The 13021-nt window shown below is 61.1% G+C and carries 14 protein-coding genes and 1 pseudogene; 6 read left to right on the forward strand and 9 right to left on the reverse strand.

What is annotated here, in order from left to right:
• Window positions 1–111 precede the first annotated feature (111 nt).
• The 3 genes from hemB to PG5_RS22520 all read right to left on the reverse strand — a co-directional run bounded on the left by hemB (window position 112) and on the right by PG5_RS22520 (window position 2804).
• Window positions 112–1086 carry a porphobilinogen synthase gene (hemB, locus tag PG5_RS22510; RefSeq protein ID WP_020799433.1) on the reverse strand — a complete coding sequence of 325 codons (975 nt, stop codon included), beginning with the start codon at window positions 1084–1086 and terminating at the stop codon, window positions 112–114.
• A 143-nt stretch (window positions 1087–1229) separates the two neighbouring features.
• Complete coding sequence (locus tag PG5_RS22515; protein WP_020799434.1) at window positions 1230–2072, reverse strand: PhzF family phenazine biosynthesis protein; 843 nt, start codon at window positions 2070–2072, stop codon at window positions 1230–1232.
• Window positions 2073–2090: 18 nt separating this feature from the next.
• Window positions 2091–2804 (reverse strand): glutathione binding-like protein, encoded by a 714-nt coding sequence (locus PG5_RS22520; protein ID WP_020799435.1) that lies wholly within the window; start codon window positions 2802–2804, stop codon window positions 2091–2093.
• A gap of 364 nt (window positions 2805–3168) precedes the next feature.
• On the opposite strand from PG5_RS22520, the gene PG5_RS22525 reads away from it, so the two are divergent.
• On the forward strand, window positions 3169–3843 hold the full coding sequence (locus tag PG5_RS22525) for a hypothetical protein (RefSeq protein ID WP_020799436.1): 675 nt from the start codon (window positions 3169–3171) through the stop codon (window positions 3841–3843).
• 136 nt (window positions 3844–3979) lie between these two features.
• Here the strand turns inward: PG5_RS22525 and mnmH are convergent, their stop codons facing one another.
• Window positions 3980–5083 carry a tRNA 2-selenouridine(34) synthase MnmH gene (gene mnmH / locus PG5_RS22530; protein WP_020799437.1) on the reverse strand — a complete coding sequence of 368 codons (1104 nt, stop codon included), beginning with the start codon at window positions 5081–5083 and terminating at the stop codon, window positions 3980–3982.
• Window positions 5083–6117 carry a selenide, water dikinase SelD gene (selD, locus tag PG5_RS22535; RefSeq protein WP_020799439.1) on the reverse strand — a complete coding sequence of 345 codons (1035 nt, stop codon included), beginning with the start codon at window positions 6115–6117 and terminating at the stop codon, window positions 5083–5085. The genes mnmH and selD overlap by 1 nt, the downstream gene beginning before the upstream one ends.
• Before the next feature lie 167 nt (window positions 6118–6284).
• Here selD and PG5_RS22540 point away from each other — a divergent pair, with 167 nt between their 5' ends.
• Both PG5_RS22540 and PG5_RS22545 read left to right on the forward strand, forming a co-directional pair.
• Window positions 6285–6512 (forward strand): DUF6555 family protein, encoded by a 228-nt coding sequence (locus PG5_RS22540; protein WP_020799440.1) that lies wholly within the window; start codon window positions 6285–6287, stop codon window positions 6510–6512.
• Window positions 6513–6543: 31 nt separating this feature from the next.
• The gene (locus PG5_RS22545; protein ID WP_020799441.1) at window positions 6544–6822 is read left to right on the forward strand and encodes a hypothetical protein; all 279 of its coding nucleotides are present in this window, start codon (window positions 6544–6546) and stop codon (window positions 6820–6822) included.
• 24 nt (window positions 6823–6846) lie between these two features.
• On the opposite strand, the gene PG5_RS22550 is transcribed toward PG5_RS22545, so the two are convergent.
• From PG5_RS22550 to PG5_RS22560, 3 genes are all read right to left on the reverse strand, one after another.
• A complete protein-coding gene (locus PG5_RS22550; protein ID WP_020799442.1) occupies window positions 6847–7008 on the reverse strand; it encodes a Prokaryotic metallothionein in 162 nt (53 codons plus the stop codon).
• Between the two features lie 96 nt (window positions 7009–7104).
• On the reverse strand, window positions 7105–7563 hold the full coding sequence (locus tag PG5_RS22555) for a DMT family transporter (RefSeq protein ID WP_020799443.1): 459 nt from the start codon (window positions 7561–7563) through the stop codon (window positions 7105–7107).
• Entirely contained in the window at window positions 7563–8057 is a 495-nt protein-coding gene (locus PG5_RS22560) for a DMT family transporter (RefSeq protein WP_020799444.1), read from the reverse strand. Before PG5_RS22560 ends, PG5_RS22555 begins: the two co-directional genes overlap by 1 nt.
• 111 nt (window positions 8058–8168) lie before the next feature.
• On the opposite strand from PG5_RS22560, the gene PG5_RS22565 reads away from it, so the two are divergent.
• Window positions 8169–9101, forward strand: coding sequence for a LysR family transcriptional regulator (locus PG5_RS22565; protein ID WP_020799445.1), 933 nt, complete (start codon window positions 8169–8171; stop codon window positions 9099–9101).
• A 32-nt stretch (window positions 9102–9133) separates the two neighbouring features.
• Here the strand turns inward: PG5_RS22565 and PG5_RS22570 are convergent, their stop codons facing one another.
• On the reverse strand, window positions 9134–10450 hold the full coding sequence (locus tag PG5_RS22570; protein WP_020799446.1) for a Na+/H+ antiporter family protein: 1317 nt from the start codon (window positions 10448–10450) through the stop codon (window positions 9134–9136).
• A gap of 1467 nt (window positions 10451–11917) precedes the next feature.
• Here PG5_RS22570 and PG5_RS35420 point away from each other — a divergent pair.
• Window positions 11918–12064, forward strand: a pseudogene (locus PG5_RS35420) (HAMP domain-containing protein); the annotation flags it as partial.
• A 102-nt stretch (window positions 12065–12166) separates the two neighbouring features.
• A complete protein-coding gene (locus PG5_RS35425) occupies window positions 12167–12922 on the forward strand; it encodes a methyl-accepting chemotaxis protein (RefSeq protein WP_371106618.1) in 756 nt (251 codons plus the stop codon).
• Window positions 12923–13021: the final 99 nt, after the last annotated feature.

Raw genomic sequence — 13021 nt, forward strand, 5'->3', positions numbered from 1 at the left:
TGTAAGAGCGAAACCATAGGAGGCCGTAACCGCAGCAATGGATATGTACCCCTAGACCGCGTCATCGTTCTTCGCCGGCAAACCTGGCTCCTACAAGGGTTGTGGTTGTTTTCAGATCCCCGCCAGTGCCAGGTCCATCGCAAAATACGTGAAAATCAGATCAGCCCCGGCCCGCTTGATGGCGCCCAGGCTTTCGCGCACCACGCGATCTTCATCGATAGCCCCGGCCTGTGCGGCGAACTTGATCATCGCGTACTCCCCGCTCACCTGATACGCCGACAAGGGCAGGCGCGAGGCTTCGCGAATGTCGCGGATGATGTCGAGGTACGCTCCGGCCGGCTTGACCATCAGCGCATCGGCGCCTTCCTGTTCGTCCAGCAGCGACTCCCTCACCGCCTCACGACGATTCATCGGGTTCATCTGGTAGCTTTTGCGATCGCCCTTGAGCGCGCTGCCGCCAGCTTCGCGGAACGGTCCGTAGAGCGCCGAGGCGAACTTGGTCGAATAGGCCATGATCGCCGTCTGGGTGAACCCGGCGGCATCGAGCGCCCGGCGAATAGCCTGGACCTGCCCGTCCATGGCGGCCGATGGGGCAATCACGTCAGCACCGGCACGGGCAGCAGCCACCGCCTGTTTGCCGAGGTTGAGCAGGGTCTGGTCGTTATCGACCTCAAGGTTGTGCATCACGCCACAATGCCCGTGGTCGGTGTACTCACAAAAACAGGTATCGGACATCACGATCATTTCCGGCACGGCGTCCTTGGCGATGCGCGACATGCGCGACACCAGGCCATTGTCGTTCCAGGTGTCGCTGCCATTGCTGTCCAGGTGATGGGACACGCCAAAGGTCATCACCGACTTGATCCCGGCACGGGCATATCGCTCGATCTCCCCCGCCAGCTTCGATTCCGGAATGCGCATCACACCGGGCATGCTCTTGATCGGCACGAAATCGTCGATTTCTTCTTCGACGAAAATCGGCAGTACCAAGTCGTTCAAGCTGAACTCGGTTTCCTGGAACAGACTGCGCAGGCTTGCATTGCGGCGCAGACGGCGTGGGCGTGCTTCGGGGAACTGACTGGACATGGAGATGCCTCAAAAAACGAAAAACAAGATGAAAGTCGTAGAGGGGGAAAAGCTTATGCCCTGCAAGGTGCAGGGCACAAATCAACCGGGAGAAATTACCCTTACCGCACCCGCAATAATCGCTCCTGCAAAGGTCGGGTCAATCAAAGGGCCAGCGTGCCGTCGATACAGGTCACCACCGCCCCGCCGATCCAGATTTCATCCCCCACCTGTTCCACCTGGATGCGCCCCGCGCGGCCCATCGTCAATCCCTGGCTGACCACGTAGCGGGCCGGCGCCAGCCCTTCACCGAGCAGCCATTGGGCAATCCCGGCGTTGAGGCTGCCCGTGGCCGGATCCTCGGGCATACCGTCACCGGAGATGAATGCGCGGACTTCAAACTGCGCTTCATCGCCATCGCGTTCCGCATGCCACGGCGCGATGACACCCACGGCGAGGCCAAGCATGTGCGAATGGTCCGGTCGCAAGTCCAGGACTTGCTGGCGATCCGCGAGCATCACCGCCAGCCAGCCCGCACCGTTATCAACCCATTGCGCGCGGACAATCGCCTGCGGCTCCAGCCCCAAGCCCAAGCACACACGCGCCATCAGACTGGCGTCCACCGGCCCGGTCTTGAGCAGTGGCGGAGCGAGAAACGCCAGCTCCGCGCCCTGCCGACGAACCCGCACCAGGCCGACACCGCACTCCTGGATAATCTCTTCGCCCTTGGGCACACCGCCGGCTTCAAGCCAGGCATGGCAAGTGCCCAGGGTCGGATGTCCGGCGAATGGCAACTCCTTGAGGGTGGTGAATATCCGCACCCGATAATCGGCACGGGGATCCTGCGGCTCCAGGATGAACGTGGTTTCGCTGAGATTGGTCCAGGTCGCGAACGCCGCCATGCGTTCATCGCTCAGCTTGTCGGCAGCAAACACCACCGCCAACGGATTGCCTTTGAGTGGTACGCGACTGAAGACATCGACTTGCTTGAAATTGAATGAATGCATGGCCGTCCCTGGTCCTGATCAGATCGAATCGTTTGGCTTGGGGATTTCCAGCCCGCGCTTGACCGCCGGCCGCGCCAGGAATTTCTCCAGCACCCGCGTGACGTTGGGGAAGTTCTGGATGCCGACCAGGTCGCCGGCTTCATAGAAACCGATCAGGTTGCGCACCCACGGGAAGGTCGCGATATCGGCGATGGTATAGCGTTCGCCCATGATCCAGTCGCGCCCTTGCAAGCGTGCATCGAGGACACTGAGCAGGCGTCGGCTTTCCTCGACATAGCGGTCACGCGGTCGCTTGTCTTCGTAGTCCTTGCCGGCGAATTTATTGAAGAAACCGAGCTGGCCGAACATCGGGCCAATGCCGCCCATCTGAAACATCAGCCACTGAATGGTCTCGTAGCGCGCCGCCGTTTCCTGGGCCAGCAATTGCCCGCTCTTGTCGGCGAGGTAGATCAGGATCGCCCCGGACTCGAACAGCGGCAACGGCTGGTCGTCCGGACCATGGGGATCGAGAATGGCCGGGATCTTGTTGTTCGGGTTCAGCGACAGGAACTCGGGCGACAGCTGGTCGTTGGTGTCGAAGCCGACGCGATGGGGCTCATAGGGCAGGCCGATCTCTTCGAGCATGATCGAAACCTTGACGCCATTGGGGGTCGGCAAGGAATACAGTTGAATCCACTCAGGGTAGCGTGCCGGCCATTTGCGGGTGATGGGGAACGCAGACAAATCGGTCATGGGAGCCTCCACGAGAAATTGAGAATGCCGATCATAAAGGAGATGACCCGGACTGCGGCGCCTGGCGCCATGATTATCGCTGATGGTCAAGATCAAGCGAGATAACTGTGTTTGTCTACCCGCTCGTGTAGGGTGTCCATAATTTCGCAACATCCTGTCGATAACCTTTGCTGCAACCCGCCAAAGGTTATCGGTAGAGTGCTGCGCTCTCGGCCGGAATCGAACCAAACGGGCTTCAGGGGACTCTGAGTAATGTCCCTTTGATACGGAACGGCTCCACGACATGGAAAACACCCGACGCAGGAAAGTCGCGGTGCAAAGGTTTGTCAGCCTTAACCCAATGCGCTGAAGAACCTTTTATTCAATGATCAATCCCTTGAAATTCACCCGACACTTTAAACATCGTGCGTATTTGCTCCTGCCCGCCTTGCTGGCAGCCAGCACGTTGTTTTTGGTGCTGGAGTCCAGCGAAAGCCGCGCCCAGCCGGTGGATGGCACCCAGACCCTGGTGTTCCTGCGCCATGCGGAAAAGCCCGAGGGCGGCCTGGGCCAGCTCAATTGCCAGGGCTTGAACCGCGCCATCGACCTGGCCACCCTGCTGCCAGAAAAATTCGGCAAGGCCGACTACGTGTTCGCCGCCAACCCGACGCGCAATGTCGAGGAAGGCGAACTGGACAACTCCTACAGCTACATCCGCCCCTTGATGACCATCAGCCCCAGCGCGATCAAGCTCGGTTTGCCGGTGAACATCAACTTCTCGGCCAACGACACCAGTGACCTGGCCGATGAACTGCTCCACGACAAGTACCACAACTCGGTCATCTATACGGCCTGGTCCCACGGCTATCTGCCAGAACTGATCAACAAGGTCGCCGGTGAAGCCGTCGGCAAGAAACAGAAGATCACCGAGGACTGGGAATCGAGCGACTATGACTCGCTGTACGTGCTGACCCTGACCTGGCACAACGGCAAGGCCAGCTTGCAAAGCCATAGCTACAAGCAGGGGCTGGATAACGGGCAGGAGAGTTGCCCGACCTGATTTTGGGGTGCCTGATAGGACGCCTTCGCGAGCAGGCTCGCTCCCACGGTAAATCTTCGGCGTACACAAATTCGGCGTTTATTGAAGATCTACTGTGGGAGCGAGCCTGCTCGCGAAGGGGCCGGCAAGACCACCCTCACCCGCGCTGAATGCCCCGCTCGCGCAAATACTCCAACACCGCCCCCCGCTCCCCGGCAAACTCGATCCGCGCCCCTTTCTTCTCCCGCTGAAAGGCATACATCGGGTCGTAATACTCAACCAGCAAGCCCTCGATCCAGCCCCGGTGCAAATCTACCGCACCATTGCGCCCTTGCTCGGCCAAAGCCTCTTCCATCAGGATCAGCATGCGCCGGTGCCGCTCGCCGCCCAGTCGCTTTTGCACATTGTCCAGGCTCGCCAGCAAGCGCTCGGAAAACAGCGCAAAACCTTCCTCGCCATGCACCGCGATGAACTCTGCACACAGGTCCACCACGTAATCGCGCAGGATTCGCTCGATCCGCCCCTCCAGGCTGTCTTCGAGCCAGACCATCGGGAACTGCTGCATGCCCTGGTACAGCGGCAGTGGCAGTGCACAACTGCCGACCGCGCGGCTTTCGTCTTCCAGCACGAACTGTTCGAAACCGCGGGCACGCTTTTTCAGCACGTCCACGGCCAGGCGGTTTTCGAAGTCGATGTTCGACGGCTGGGCAGTTACGCGCTTGCCGAAACTGGAACCGCGATGGTTGGCATGTCCCTCAAGGTCCAGGCCGTTGTCCAGTTGCGTGAGCAGCTCGGTTTTACCGGTGCCGGTCATGCCGCCCAACAAGACGAAATCGCATTGGGCCACGGCCTGGTCCAGGGTTCCCAGCAAGAAGGTGCGCATGGCCTTGTAGCCGCCGCCTACTCGCGGGTAGTCAATGCCCGCCTCGTCCTTGAGCCATTGCTGGACGATCTGCGAGCGCAGGCCACCACGAAAACAATACAACAGGCCATCAGGATGGGCCCGGGCAAAATCCGCCCAGGCCTGGATGCGCTCGGCCTTGAGGGTGCCGGACACCAACTGATGGCCCAGCTCAACCGCCGCCTGCTGCCCGTGTTGCTTGTAACAGGTACCGATACGCTGCCGTTCTTGATCATTCATCAGCGGCAGGTTGACCACGCCGGGAAACGAGCCCTTGAGAAACTCGACCGGCGCACGAGCGTCCATCATTGGCCGGTCGTTGAGAAAAATGTCGCGGTAATCAGTACAGTCGACGGGCATCACGACACCTCGACCGCGCGGCTCTGTCGCTCGACCAGTTCACCGATTGGCGTCAGGTTCAGTCCCAGTTCGGCGGCGACCGCGAGGAAGCCGGCGTTGCCCTCGGGCGTCACGGCAACCAGCAGGCCACCGCTGGTTTGCGGGTCGCACAGCACGCGCTTGTGCAGCTCCTGGAGGCGCCCGAGCTTACTCGCATAGCTGTCGAAATTGCGCAATGTGCCACCCGGCACACAGCCCTGGTCGATGTAATACTCGACGCCCGGCAAGCGTGGCACCCGTTCATAGTCGATGCGGGCGGTGAGGCCGCTGCCATCGGCCATTTCCACCAGGTGCCCAAGCAGGCCGAAACCGGTGACATCGGTCATTGCGGTAACGCCGTCCAGCTTGCCAAAACGGCTGCCGGGTTTGTTCAGGGTGCACATCCAGTCGCGGGCCAGGCCCACATCGGCACTGCGCAATTTGCCCTGCTTTTCGGCCGTGGTAAGCACGCCGATGCCCAGGGGCTTGGTCAGGTACAACAGGCAACCGGCCGTGGCCGTGTCATTGCGCTTCATGTGGCGCTTTTGCACCAAACCGGTGACGGCCAGACCGAAGATCGGCTCCGGTGCGTCGATCGAATGCCCGCCCGCCAAGGGAATCCCGGCCTCATCGCACACCGAGCGCCCGCCGCGAATCACTTCCCGGGCAATCTCTGGCGCCAGCACATTGACCGGCCAGCCAAGGATCGCGATCGCCATCAATGGATCGCCACCCATGGCGTAGATATCGCTGATGGCATTGGTGGCGGCAATGCGGCCAAAATCGAAAGGATCATCGACGATCGGCATGAAAAAGTCGGTGGTCGACACCACGCCACGTTCCTCATCGATGGAGTAAACCGCCGCGTCATCACGCGAGGCATTGCCGACCCACAGTTTCGGATCAAGATTCTGCGCCCCGCTGCCGGCCAGAATCACTTCCAGCACCTGGGGGGAAATCTTGCAGCCACAACCAGCACCATGGCTGTATTGGGTCAGGCGGATCGGCTCGCTCATGGGGGCACCTCTTGGGATCAATGGGGCCGATTCTACCAGAGCCGCCACTGCCCAAGTGGGCGCCGCCTGCCGGAATGCGCGGATGACATGCACCGTCGGACAATCCGAATGAATTTTCCCAGCGCCCAAAGATCCCTCTATGTACAACAGGGAGGAACAAAGGCTCTATGAACAACGCAAAACTGTTCGTCATTGAATACACTCTTCATGGCGTCCCCAAGTCGTTCATCATCCGTCTGGACAAAATGGACAACGCGGAGGCCTGGCATTGGGCAAGCTGCGACGCGGGGGTTGGACGCATCCCTCGCTTTGGCCGTGAAAAAGTGCAAAAGACCAGCAAACCGATGGCAGAAAAATTCGGCGTGGAGAACGTCAAGTGGCGCCCGGCCGGCTAGCCGGGCAGCGATCAGGATTGGGGGGAAGAAAATGACTTCGACACTCGTCAGCAGCCCTGCACATCTGGACTACGGTCTGGATACGTTGTTCGGCCGCGTCACCCGCAGCACCGAATGCCGGGTCGGCCTGGAACAGGTCGAAGGTGATCCGACGCGCTTTGCAGTGAGAGTCCCGGCGCCCTTGCCGGAAGATCTGGAGCAGGCCAAGACGGTGGTGGTCAGGGTCGATGGCCGACGCCTGGCGGGCACCGTGCGCCACAGCGAACGGCAGGATGACGACAGCCTGAAACTGGAAGTGGAGCCCGACTAGGCCCCACGTTCCTGTGCACAAGGATCAGTGCGCACACTTGCAGCCTTGATGGGCGCACTCTTCGCCGTGCTCGTGGTGCTTGGCACAGGCTTCACAGCAGTAATGCTTGCCGTGACGCACGACAGGATGTTCACCGAGCTTGCAGTTGCACTTCGGACAGTCACAGATGCTTTTTTCATCGGTCATGGCGCAGACTCCTTTGGCAGTGGTCGTCGGCGGGCTGGATGAGCAGCCCGTTGTACCAGTGTAGGAGTTGATCAGGAGGCAGGCCGCCTCAAGCGTTCAACCCGTTACCCGACTGCTGCTGCGATACATCAATACCAGGGCCAGGCCCAATAGCACCATCGCCAGCACCCGACTCCCCGACAACTCGATCGCCGGATTGCCCAGCCAGCCGAAATTATCGATCAGCATCCCCATCCCCAGTTGCCCGACGATCACCGCCACCGTCGCGACCGCCGTGCCCACCCGTGGCACCGCCCCCACCATCACCATCATGTAGACCACACCGAACAGCGCCCCGCCGAGCTGCCACTTCGGCACGTCCAGCAGGCTCACGGCGTGAGCCGGTTCGAAAAATACGATCAGTAGCCCGGTCAGCACCGTCCCCACCACGAAAGTGAGCAAACTGCTGCGCAACACGCCAACCGTTTCACCCAGGCGCCCGTTGATCGCCGCCTGCACGCTCAGGATCGCACCGGCCGCCACGACCAGCGCCAACAAAATAATCAGACTCATCATCAACCCCGTGCAATCAGGACAAGTGCCGCGACAATCAGCAGCAAGGCCAGCCAGCGCTCAGCGTTGACTTTCTTGCGGGTGGTACCGAACCAGCCGAAATGGTCGATCAGCACACTTTTGCCGACCTGCCCGGACAGGATCGCGATCATCGTCATCGCAATGCCGATGTGCGGTGTGGCCAGCGTCAGCACCACGACATAGACCGGCCCGAGAAAACCGCCGATCAATTGCCAGCGCGGTAATTGGCTCAGCGCCGGGCCCTGTTGCGGGCCGCTGAGCAGCAACAGGAAAAACAGAATCGCCGAGCCGACGCCAAAAATACTCAAGGTCGCCCATAAATGACCGACCTGAATGCCCAACGGCCCCAGCAACCCGGCCTCCACGGACAGGCCCATGCCCGCCAGGATCACCAGGGGCAGCAGCAACAGGCGCAGCCCTGGCCGAGCGGTCGGCGTTGCAACGGCAGCGACGCTGTCGAGAGAAGAAGACTGCACGGTAAAACTCCGTTCAAGGAAACATGGCGCGCATTATCGATTGTCACTTCTGTGCGATAAATGGGAGCATCTGGACAACACTTTTGCGCAACGCGCACAGCAGGACTAACGATGCACGGCCTCAACGAACTGGGTTTCAAGGCACTCCGGCTATTTGTCGCGGTGCTCGACCACGGCAGCTTTTCCGAAGTAGCCCGCCGCGAGGGCGTGGCGCCCTCTTCGATTTCCCGCCAGATCCAGTTGATGGAACAGGCCCTGAACCAGCAATTGCTTTACCGCCACACGCGCGCCGTCACGCCGACCGAGGCCGGACGGCTGCTGGGAGAACACGCGCGATTGGTACTGGTGCAACTGGAAGAAGCCGAACAGGCCCTGCAGGAACAGCAAAGTGAGCCGAGCGGACTGGTGCGGATCAACGCGCCGGTGGTGTTCGGCCAGCGGCATCTGACCCCGTGGCTGGGGCAGTTGTGCGCGCGTTATCCGAAACTGCAACTGGATATCCAGCAGACCGACAGCTACGTCGCCCCCCTGCAGGAAGGCGCCGACCTGCTGTTTCGCATCGGCCCCCTGCACGACTCCAGCATGCAGGGGCGAATACTGGCACCACAGCGCTTTCAGGTCGCGGCGAGCCCGGCGTACCTGCAACGCTACGGCACGCCGCGACACCCTGACGATCTCGCCGCCCATCAATGCCTGGCCTACAAAGGGGTGGCAGGCCTGCAACGCTGGTTTTTCCGCAAAGGCCAGCTGCCATGGACCCCCTATGCGGTGAAAGGGCCGATCACCGGCAACCACGCCGACACCCTGACCCAGGCCGCCGTGCAGGGCCTGGGGCTGGTGATGTTTCCGTCATGGTTGATCGGCGAGGCGGTGCGCAACGGCACGCTGGTGCCGGTGCTGGGGGACTACCAGGTCTCCAACAGCCTTGAGCCGCAGCAGATCGCCGTGCTCTGGCCCGGCAGCCGCCGCCTGTCGGTGAAAGTCAGGACGGTGATCGACTTCTTTGTCGAATGCTTTGGCGAAGTCCCCTATTGGGACCTGTAGGAGCCGGCTTGCTGGCGAGGCGATGGGTGAAATCAGAGCACCATCGCCGCTATCCAGCCAAACACCAGCAATGGCAGGTTGTAGTGCAGGAAAGTCGGGACCACGGTGTCCCAGATGTGGTGATGCTGACCGTCGATGTTCAGTCCAGAGGTCGGGCCCAGGGTCGAATCCGACGCTGGTGATCCGGCGTCGCCCAATGCACCTGCGGTCCCGATGATAGACACGATGGCAATCGGGCTGAAGCCCAGCTGCACGCACAAGGGCACGAATATCACCGCCAGGATCGGCACGGTGGAAAATGACGAACCAATCCCCATGGTCACCAACAACCCGACCAGCAACATCAGCAAGGCACCGACGGCCTTGCTGTGGCCGATCCACGAGGCCGAGGTCTCGACCAGCGTCTGCACCTGCCCGGTGGCCTTGATCACTTCGCCAAAACCGGAAGCGGCAATCATGATGAAACCGATCATCGCCATCATCTTCATGCCTTCGGTGAACAGGTCATCGGTGTCGCGCCACTTGACGATGCCCGACACCGAAAAAATCAGGAAGCCCACCAACGCGCCAATGATCATCGAATCAAGCAGCAACTGAATGATGAATGCCGCGGCAATCGCCACGCCAGCGACAATCAGGCTCAGGGGGTTGTACTGCACCGCGACCTGCTCGACCTGCTCGATCTTTTCCAGGTCGTAGACGCGCTTCTTGCGGTAACTGACAAACGCGATCAGCAGGCCCACGAACATACCCAGTGCCGGGATACCCATGGCATGGGTCACGTTGATGCCACTGATATCGACGCCACTGCGGGCGACGTTGGCCAGCAGGATTTCATTGAGGAAAATGTTGCCAAAGCCCACCGGCAAGAACATGTACGGGGTGATCAGGCCGAAGGTCATGACGCAGGCGATCAATCGACGATCCAGTTGCAGCCGGGTCAACACATACAGCAGCGGCGGCACCAGCAACGGAATGAACGCGATGTGAATCGGCAGGATGTTCTGGGAAGCGATGGCCACGATCCACAACAGGCCGATCAGCAGCCATTTGACCTGGCCACCGCCACTGGCATGCTGCCGGTCGACCATCGCCAAGGCCCTGTCCGCCAAGGCATGGGCCAGTCCGGATTTGGCAATCGCCACCGCAAACGCGCCGAGCAACGCATAGGACAATGCCACCGTTGCCCCACCGCCCAGGCCGCTGTTGAACGCCTTGAGCGTCGCGTCGATGCCAAGGCCACCGGTCAGCCCCCCAACCAGCGCCCCCACGATCAGAGCGATTACCACATGCACGCGGGACAGGCTGAGTATCAGCATGATGCCGACCGCGGCAATTACTGCATTCATTGTCGTTACCTCTGGGCAAGCGAAAAGAGTCCGGCCGGCAGTCTGCGAGCGCCGTCTACGGATAAAGGAATGGGTTTTATTAGAGGGCGCGCACTTTGCCGGACGGCTGCCGCCTTGTCAAAGCCAACACTGCACCTGTAGGAGCTGCCGAAGGCTGCGATCTTTCGATCTTCAGCGCCTTCAAGGAGGTTGAAAGTCAAAAGATCGCAGCCTTCGGCAGCTCCTACAGGGGATAATTCGATATTTGTGGGGCGGCGTAAAGAAAGGCCGATCGCGGCCGTTACAGAGCAAAGTCGCAGATATTTATCGAATAAGGACGCGTCCATGTCGCTCAGACAACTTTCCATCCAATGGAAAATCACCCTGTTGGCCGGGTTATGCCTGGCGGGCATCGTGACCCTGCTGGTGGGTCTTTCGCTGTATCGCATGGAGCATAGCTCCGCACTGGTGAAAGCCTCGAGCATGGAGATGCTGACCGAAGCCGCCCAGGCCCGGATCGAGTCCCAGGGTGAAAACCAGGCGCTGATGATCCGCCAGCAGTTCATGGACGCTTATCAATATGGCCACGGTTTTTCGCGCCAGGTGCTGTTTCTGCGCGAGCAGGCGGAAAAGCGATTCCTCGATGCCTTCGACCTGCGCGAAGACCTGACCCGCCAGGTCAAGTCGGCCTTGCAAGCCAACCCCGAGCTGCTGGGCCTATCGCTGGTTTTCGAACCCAACGCACTGGACGGCAAGGACGATCTGTTCAGCGGCCAGGCCGAACTGGGGAGCAACGACAAGGGCCGTTTCGCCCTCTATTGGTCGCAACCGACACCGGGCAAGGTGACGTCCATGGCGCTGCCCGAAAGCGACATCGCCGACACGCGCACCGGCCCCAGCGGCGAACCGGCCAACGCCTGGTTCACCTGCCCGCGCATCCGCCTCGCACCCTGCGTGATCGAGCCGTACTTTTATATGATCGACGGACAGAACGTGCTGATGACCAGCATCGTTTTCCCGCTGATGGTCAATGGCAAGGTCATCGCCTCGCTATCGGTGGACATCAACCTCAACAGCCTGCAGGCGATCAGCCAGAGCGCAAGCCAGAAGCTCTATGACGGCCAGACCAGCGTCAGCATCGTCAGCCCGGCCGGTCTGCTCGCCGGTTACAGCCTGGATGCCAGCAAACTCAGTCAGCGCCTGGAAGCGGTGGACACCACCACCGGCGCCGAACTGATGCACATGCTCACCACCAACAGCAAGACCGCCAGCCTGCACAGCCATCAGCAATTGAAAGTGCTGGCGCCGTTCCAGCCGATTCCCGGCGGCAAAGCCTGGGGCGTGCTGCTCGATGTGCCGGAAAAAGTCCTCGTCGGCCCGGCTGAGGCCCTGAAAAAACAACTGGATGACAGCAACACCGCCGGCACGCTGACCGAACTCGGCCTGGGCATCCTCGCGGCGCTGATCGGCTTGCTGCTGGTTTGGCTGATGGCGCGTAGCGTGACCCGGCCAATTCTCGGCGTGGCGCACATGCTCCAGGACATCGCCAGTGGCGAAGGTGACCTGACCCGCCGCCTGGCCTATGACAAGCAGGATGAGCTGGGGCAATTGGCTGGCTGGTTCAACCGTTTCCTCGACAAGCTGCAACCGATCATTGCCGAGGTCAAGCGCTCGGTACAGGACGCCCGCGGCACGGCGGACCAGTCGTCCGCCATTGCCACCCAGACCAGCGCCGGCATGGAGCAGCAATACCGCCAGGTGGACCAGGTGGCGACCGCCTCCCACGAAATGAGTGCCACCGCCCAGGACGTCGCCCGCAGCGCCGCCCAAGCGGCACAGGCGGCACGGGATGCCGATCAGGCCACCCGCCAGGGCCTGACCGTGATCGACCGCACCACCACCAGCATCGACAACCTCGCCGCCGACATGAGCGCGGCAATGGTCCAGGTCGTAGGCCTGGCGGCCAACAGCGAGAAAATCGGTTCGGTCCTGGAAGTAATTCGCGCCATTGCCGAACAGACCAACCTGCTGGCCCTCAATGCCGCCATCGAAGCCGCCCGTGCCGGTGAAGCCGGGCGCGGTTTTGCCGTGGTGGCCGACGAAGTGCGCAACCTGGCGCGCCGCACCCAGGAGTCGGTCGAAGAAACCCGCCTGGTGATCGAACAACTGCAAAGCGGCACCCAGGACGTGGTCGGCTCGATGGGCAACAGCCACCGCCAGGCCCAGGACAGTGTCGAACAGGTTGGCCAGGCCGTGACGGCGCTGCAGCAGATCGGTGACGCGGTCACCGTGATCAGCGACATGAACCTGCAAATCGCCAGCGCCGCCGAAGAGCAAAGCGCCGTGGCCGAGGAAATCAACCACAACGTGGCGACCATCCGCGACGTCACCGAATCGCTGTCGGGGCAAGCCAATGAGTCGGCGCGGGTAAGCCAGTCGCTCAATCGCCTGGCCAATCAACAGCAGAGCCTGATGGACCAGTTCCGCGTCTAACCAACCCCCCCATCAACTGTGGGAGCGAGCCTGCTCGCGAAAGCGGTGTGTCAGCCAACGTATACGTCAGCTGATATAAAGCTTTCGCGAGCAGGCTCG

It is taken from the genome of Pseudomonas sp. G5(2012) (assembly GCF_000408945.1).
GTDB classification, from domain to species: Bacteria; Pseudomonadota; Gammaproteobacteria; order Pseudomonadales; family Pseudomonadaceae; genus Aquipseudomonas; species Aquipseudomonas umsongensis.

Bases quoted from the DNA above. Each gene is read 5' to 3' on its own strand.
- hemB (WP_020799433.1), bottom strand. From the start codon at position 1,086: ATGTCCAGTCAGTTCCCCGAAGCACGCCCACGCCGTCTGCGCCGCAAT.
- PG5_RS22515 (WP_020799434.1), bottom strand. From the start codon at position 2,072: ATGCATTCATTCAATTTCAAGCAAGTCGATGTCTTCAGTCGCGTACCA.
- PG5_RS22520 (WP_020799435.1), bottom strand. From the start codon at position 2,804: ATGACCGATTTGTCTGCGTTCCCCATCACCCGCAAATGGCCGGCACGC.
- PG5_RS22525 (WP_020799436.1), top strand. From the start codon at position 3,169: ATGATCAATCCCTTGAAATTCACCCGACACTTTAAACATCGTGCGTAT.
- mnmH (WP_020799437.1), bottom strand. From the start codon at position 5,083: ATGCCCGTCGACTGTACTGATTACCGCGACATTTTTCTCAACGACCGG.
- selD (WP_020799439.1), bottom strand. From the start codon at position 6,117: ATGAGCGAGCCGATCCGCCTGACCCAATACAGCCATGGTGCTGGTTGT.
- PG5_RS22540 (WP_020799440.1), top strand. From the start codon at position 6,285: ATGAACAACGCAAAACTGTTCGTCATTGAATACACTCTTCATGGCGTC.
- PG5_RS22545 (WP_020799441.1), top strand. From the start codon at position 6,544: ATGACTTCGACACTCGTCAGCAGCCCTGCACATCTGGACTACGGTCTG.
- PG5_RS22550 (WP_020799442.1), bottom strand. From the start codon at position 7,008: ATGACCGATGAAAAAAGCATCTGTGACTGTCCGAAGTGCAACTGCAAG.
- PG5_RS22555 (WP_020799443.1), bottom strand. From the start codon at position 7,563: ATGATGAGTCTGATTATTTTGTTGGCGCTGGTCGTGGCGGCCGGTGCG.
- PG5_RS22565 (WP_020799445.1), top strand. From the start codon at position 8,169: ATGCACGGCCTCAACGAACTGGGTTTCAAGGCACTCCGGCTATTTGTC.
- PG5_RS22570 (WP_020799446.1), bottom strand. From the start codon at position 10,450: ATGAATGCAGTAATTGCCGCGGTCGGCATCATGCTGATACTCAGCCTG.
- PG5_RS35425 (WP_371106618.1), top strand. From the start codon at position 12,167: ATGGAGCAGCAATACCGCCAGGTGGACCAGGTGGCGACCGCCTCCCAC.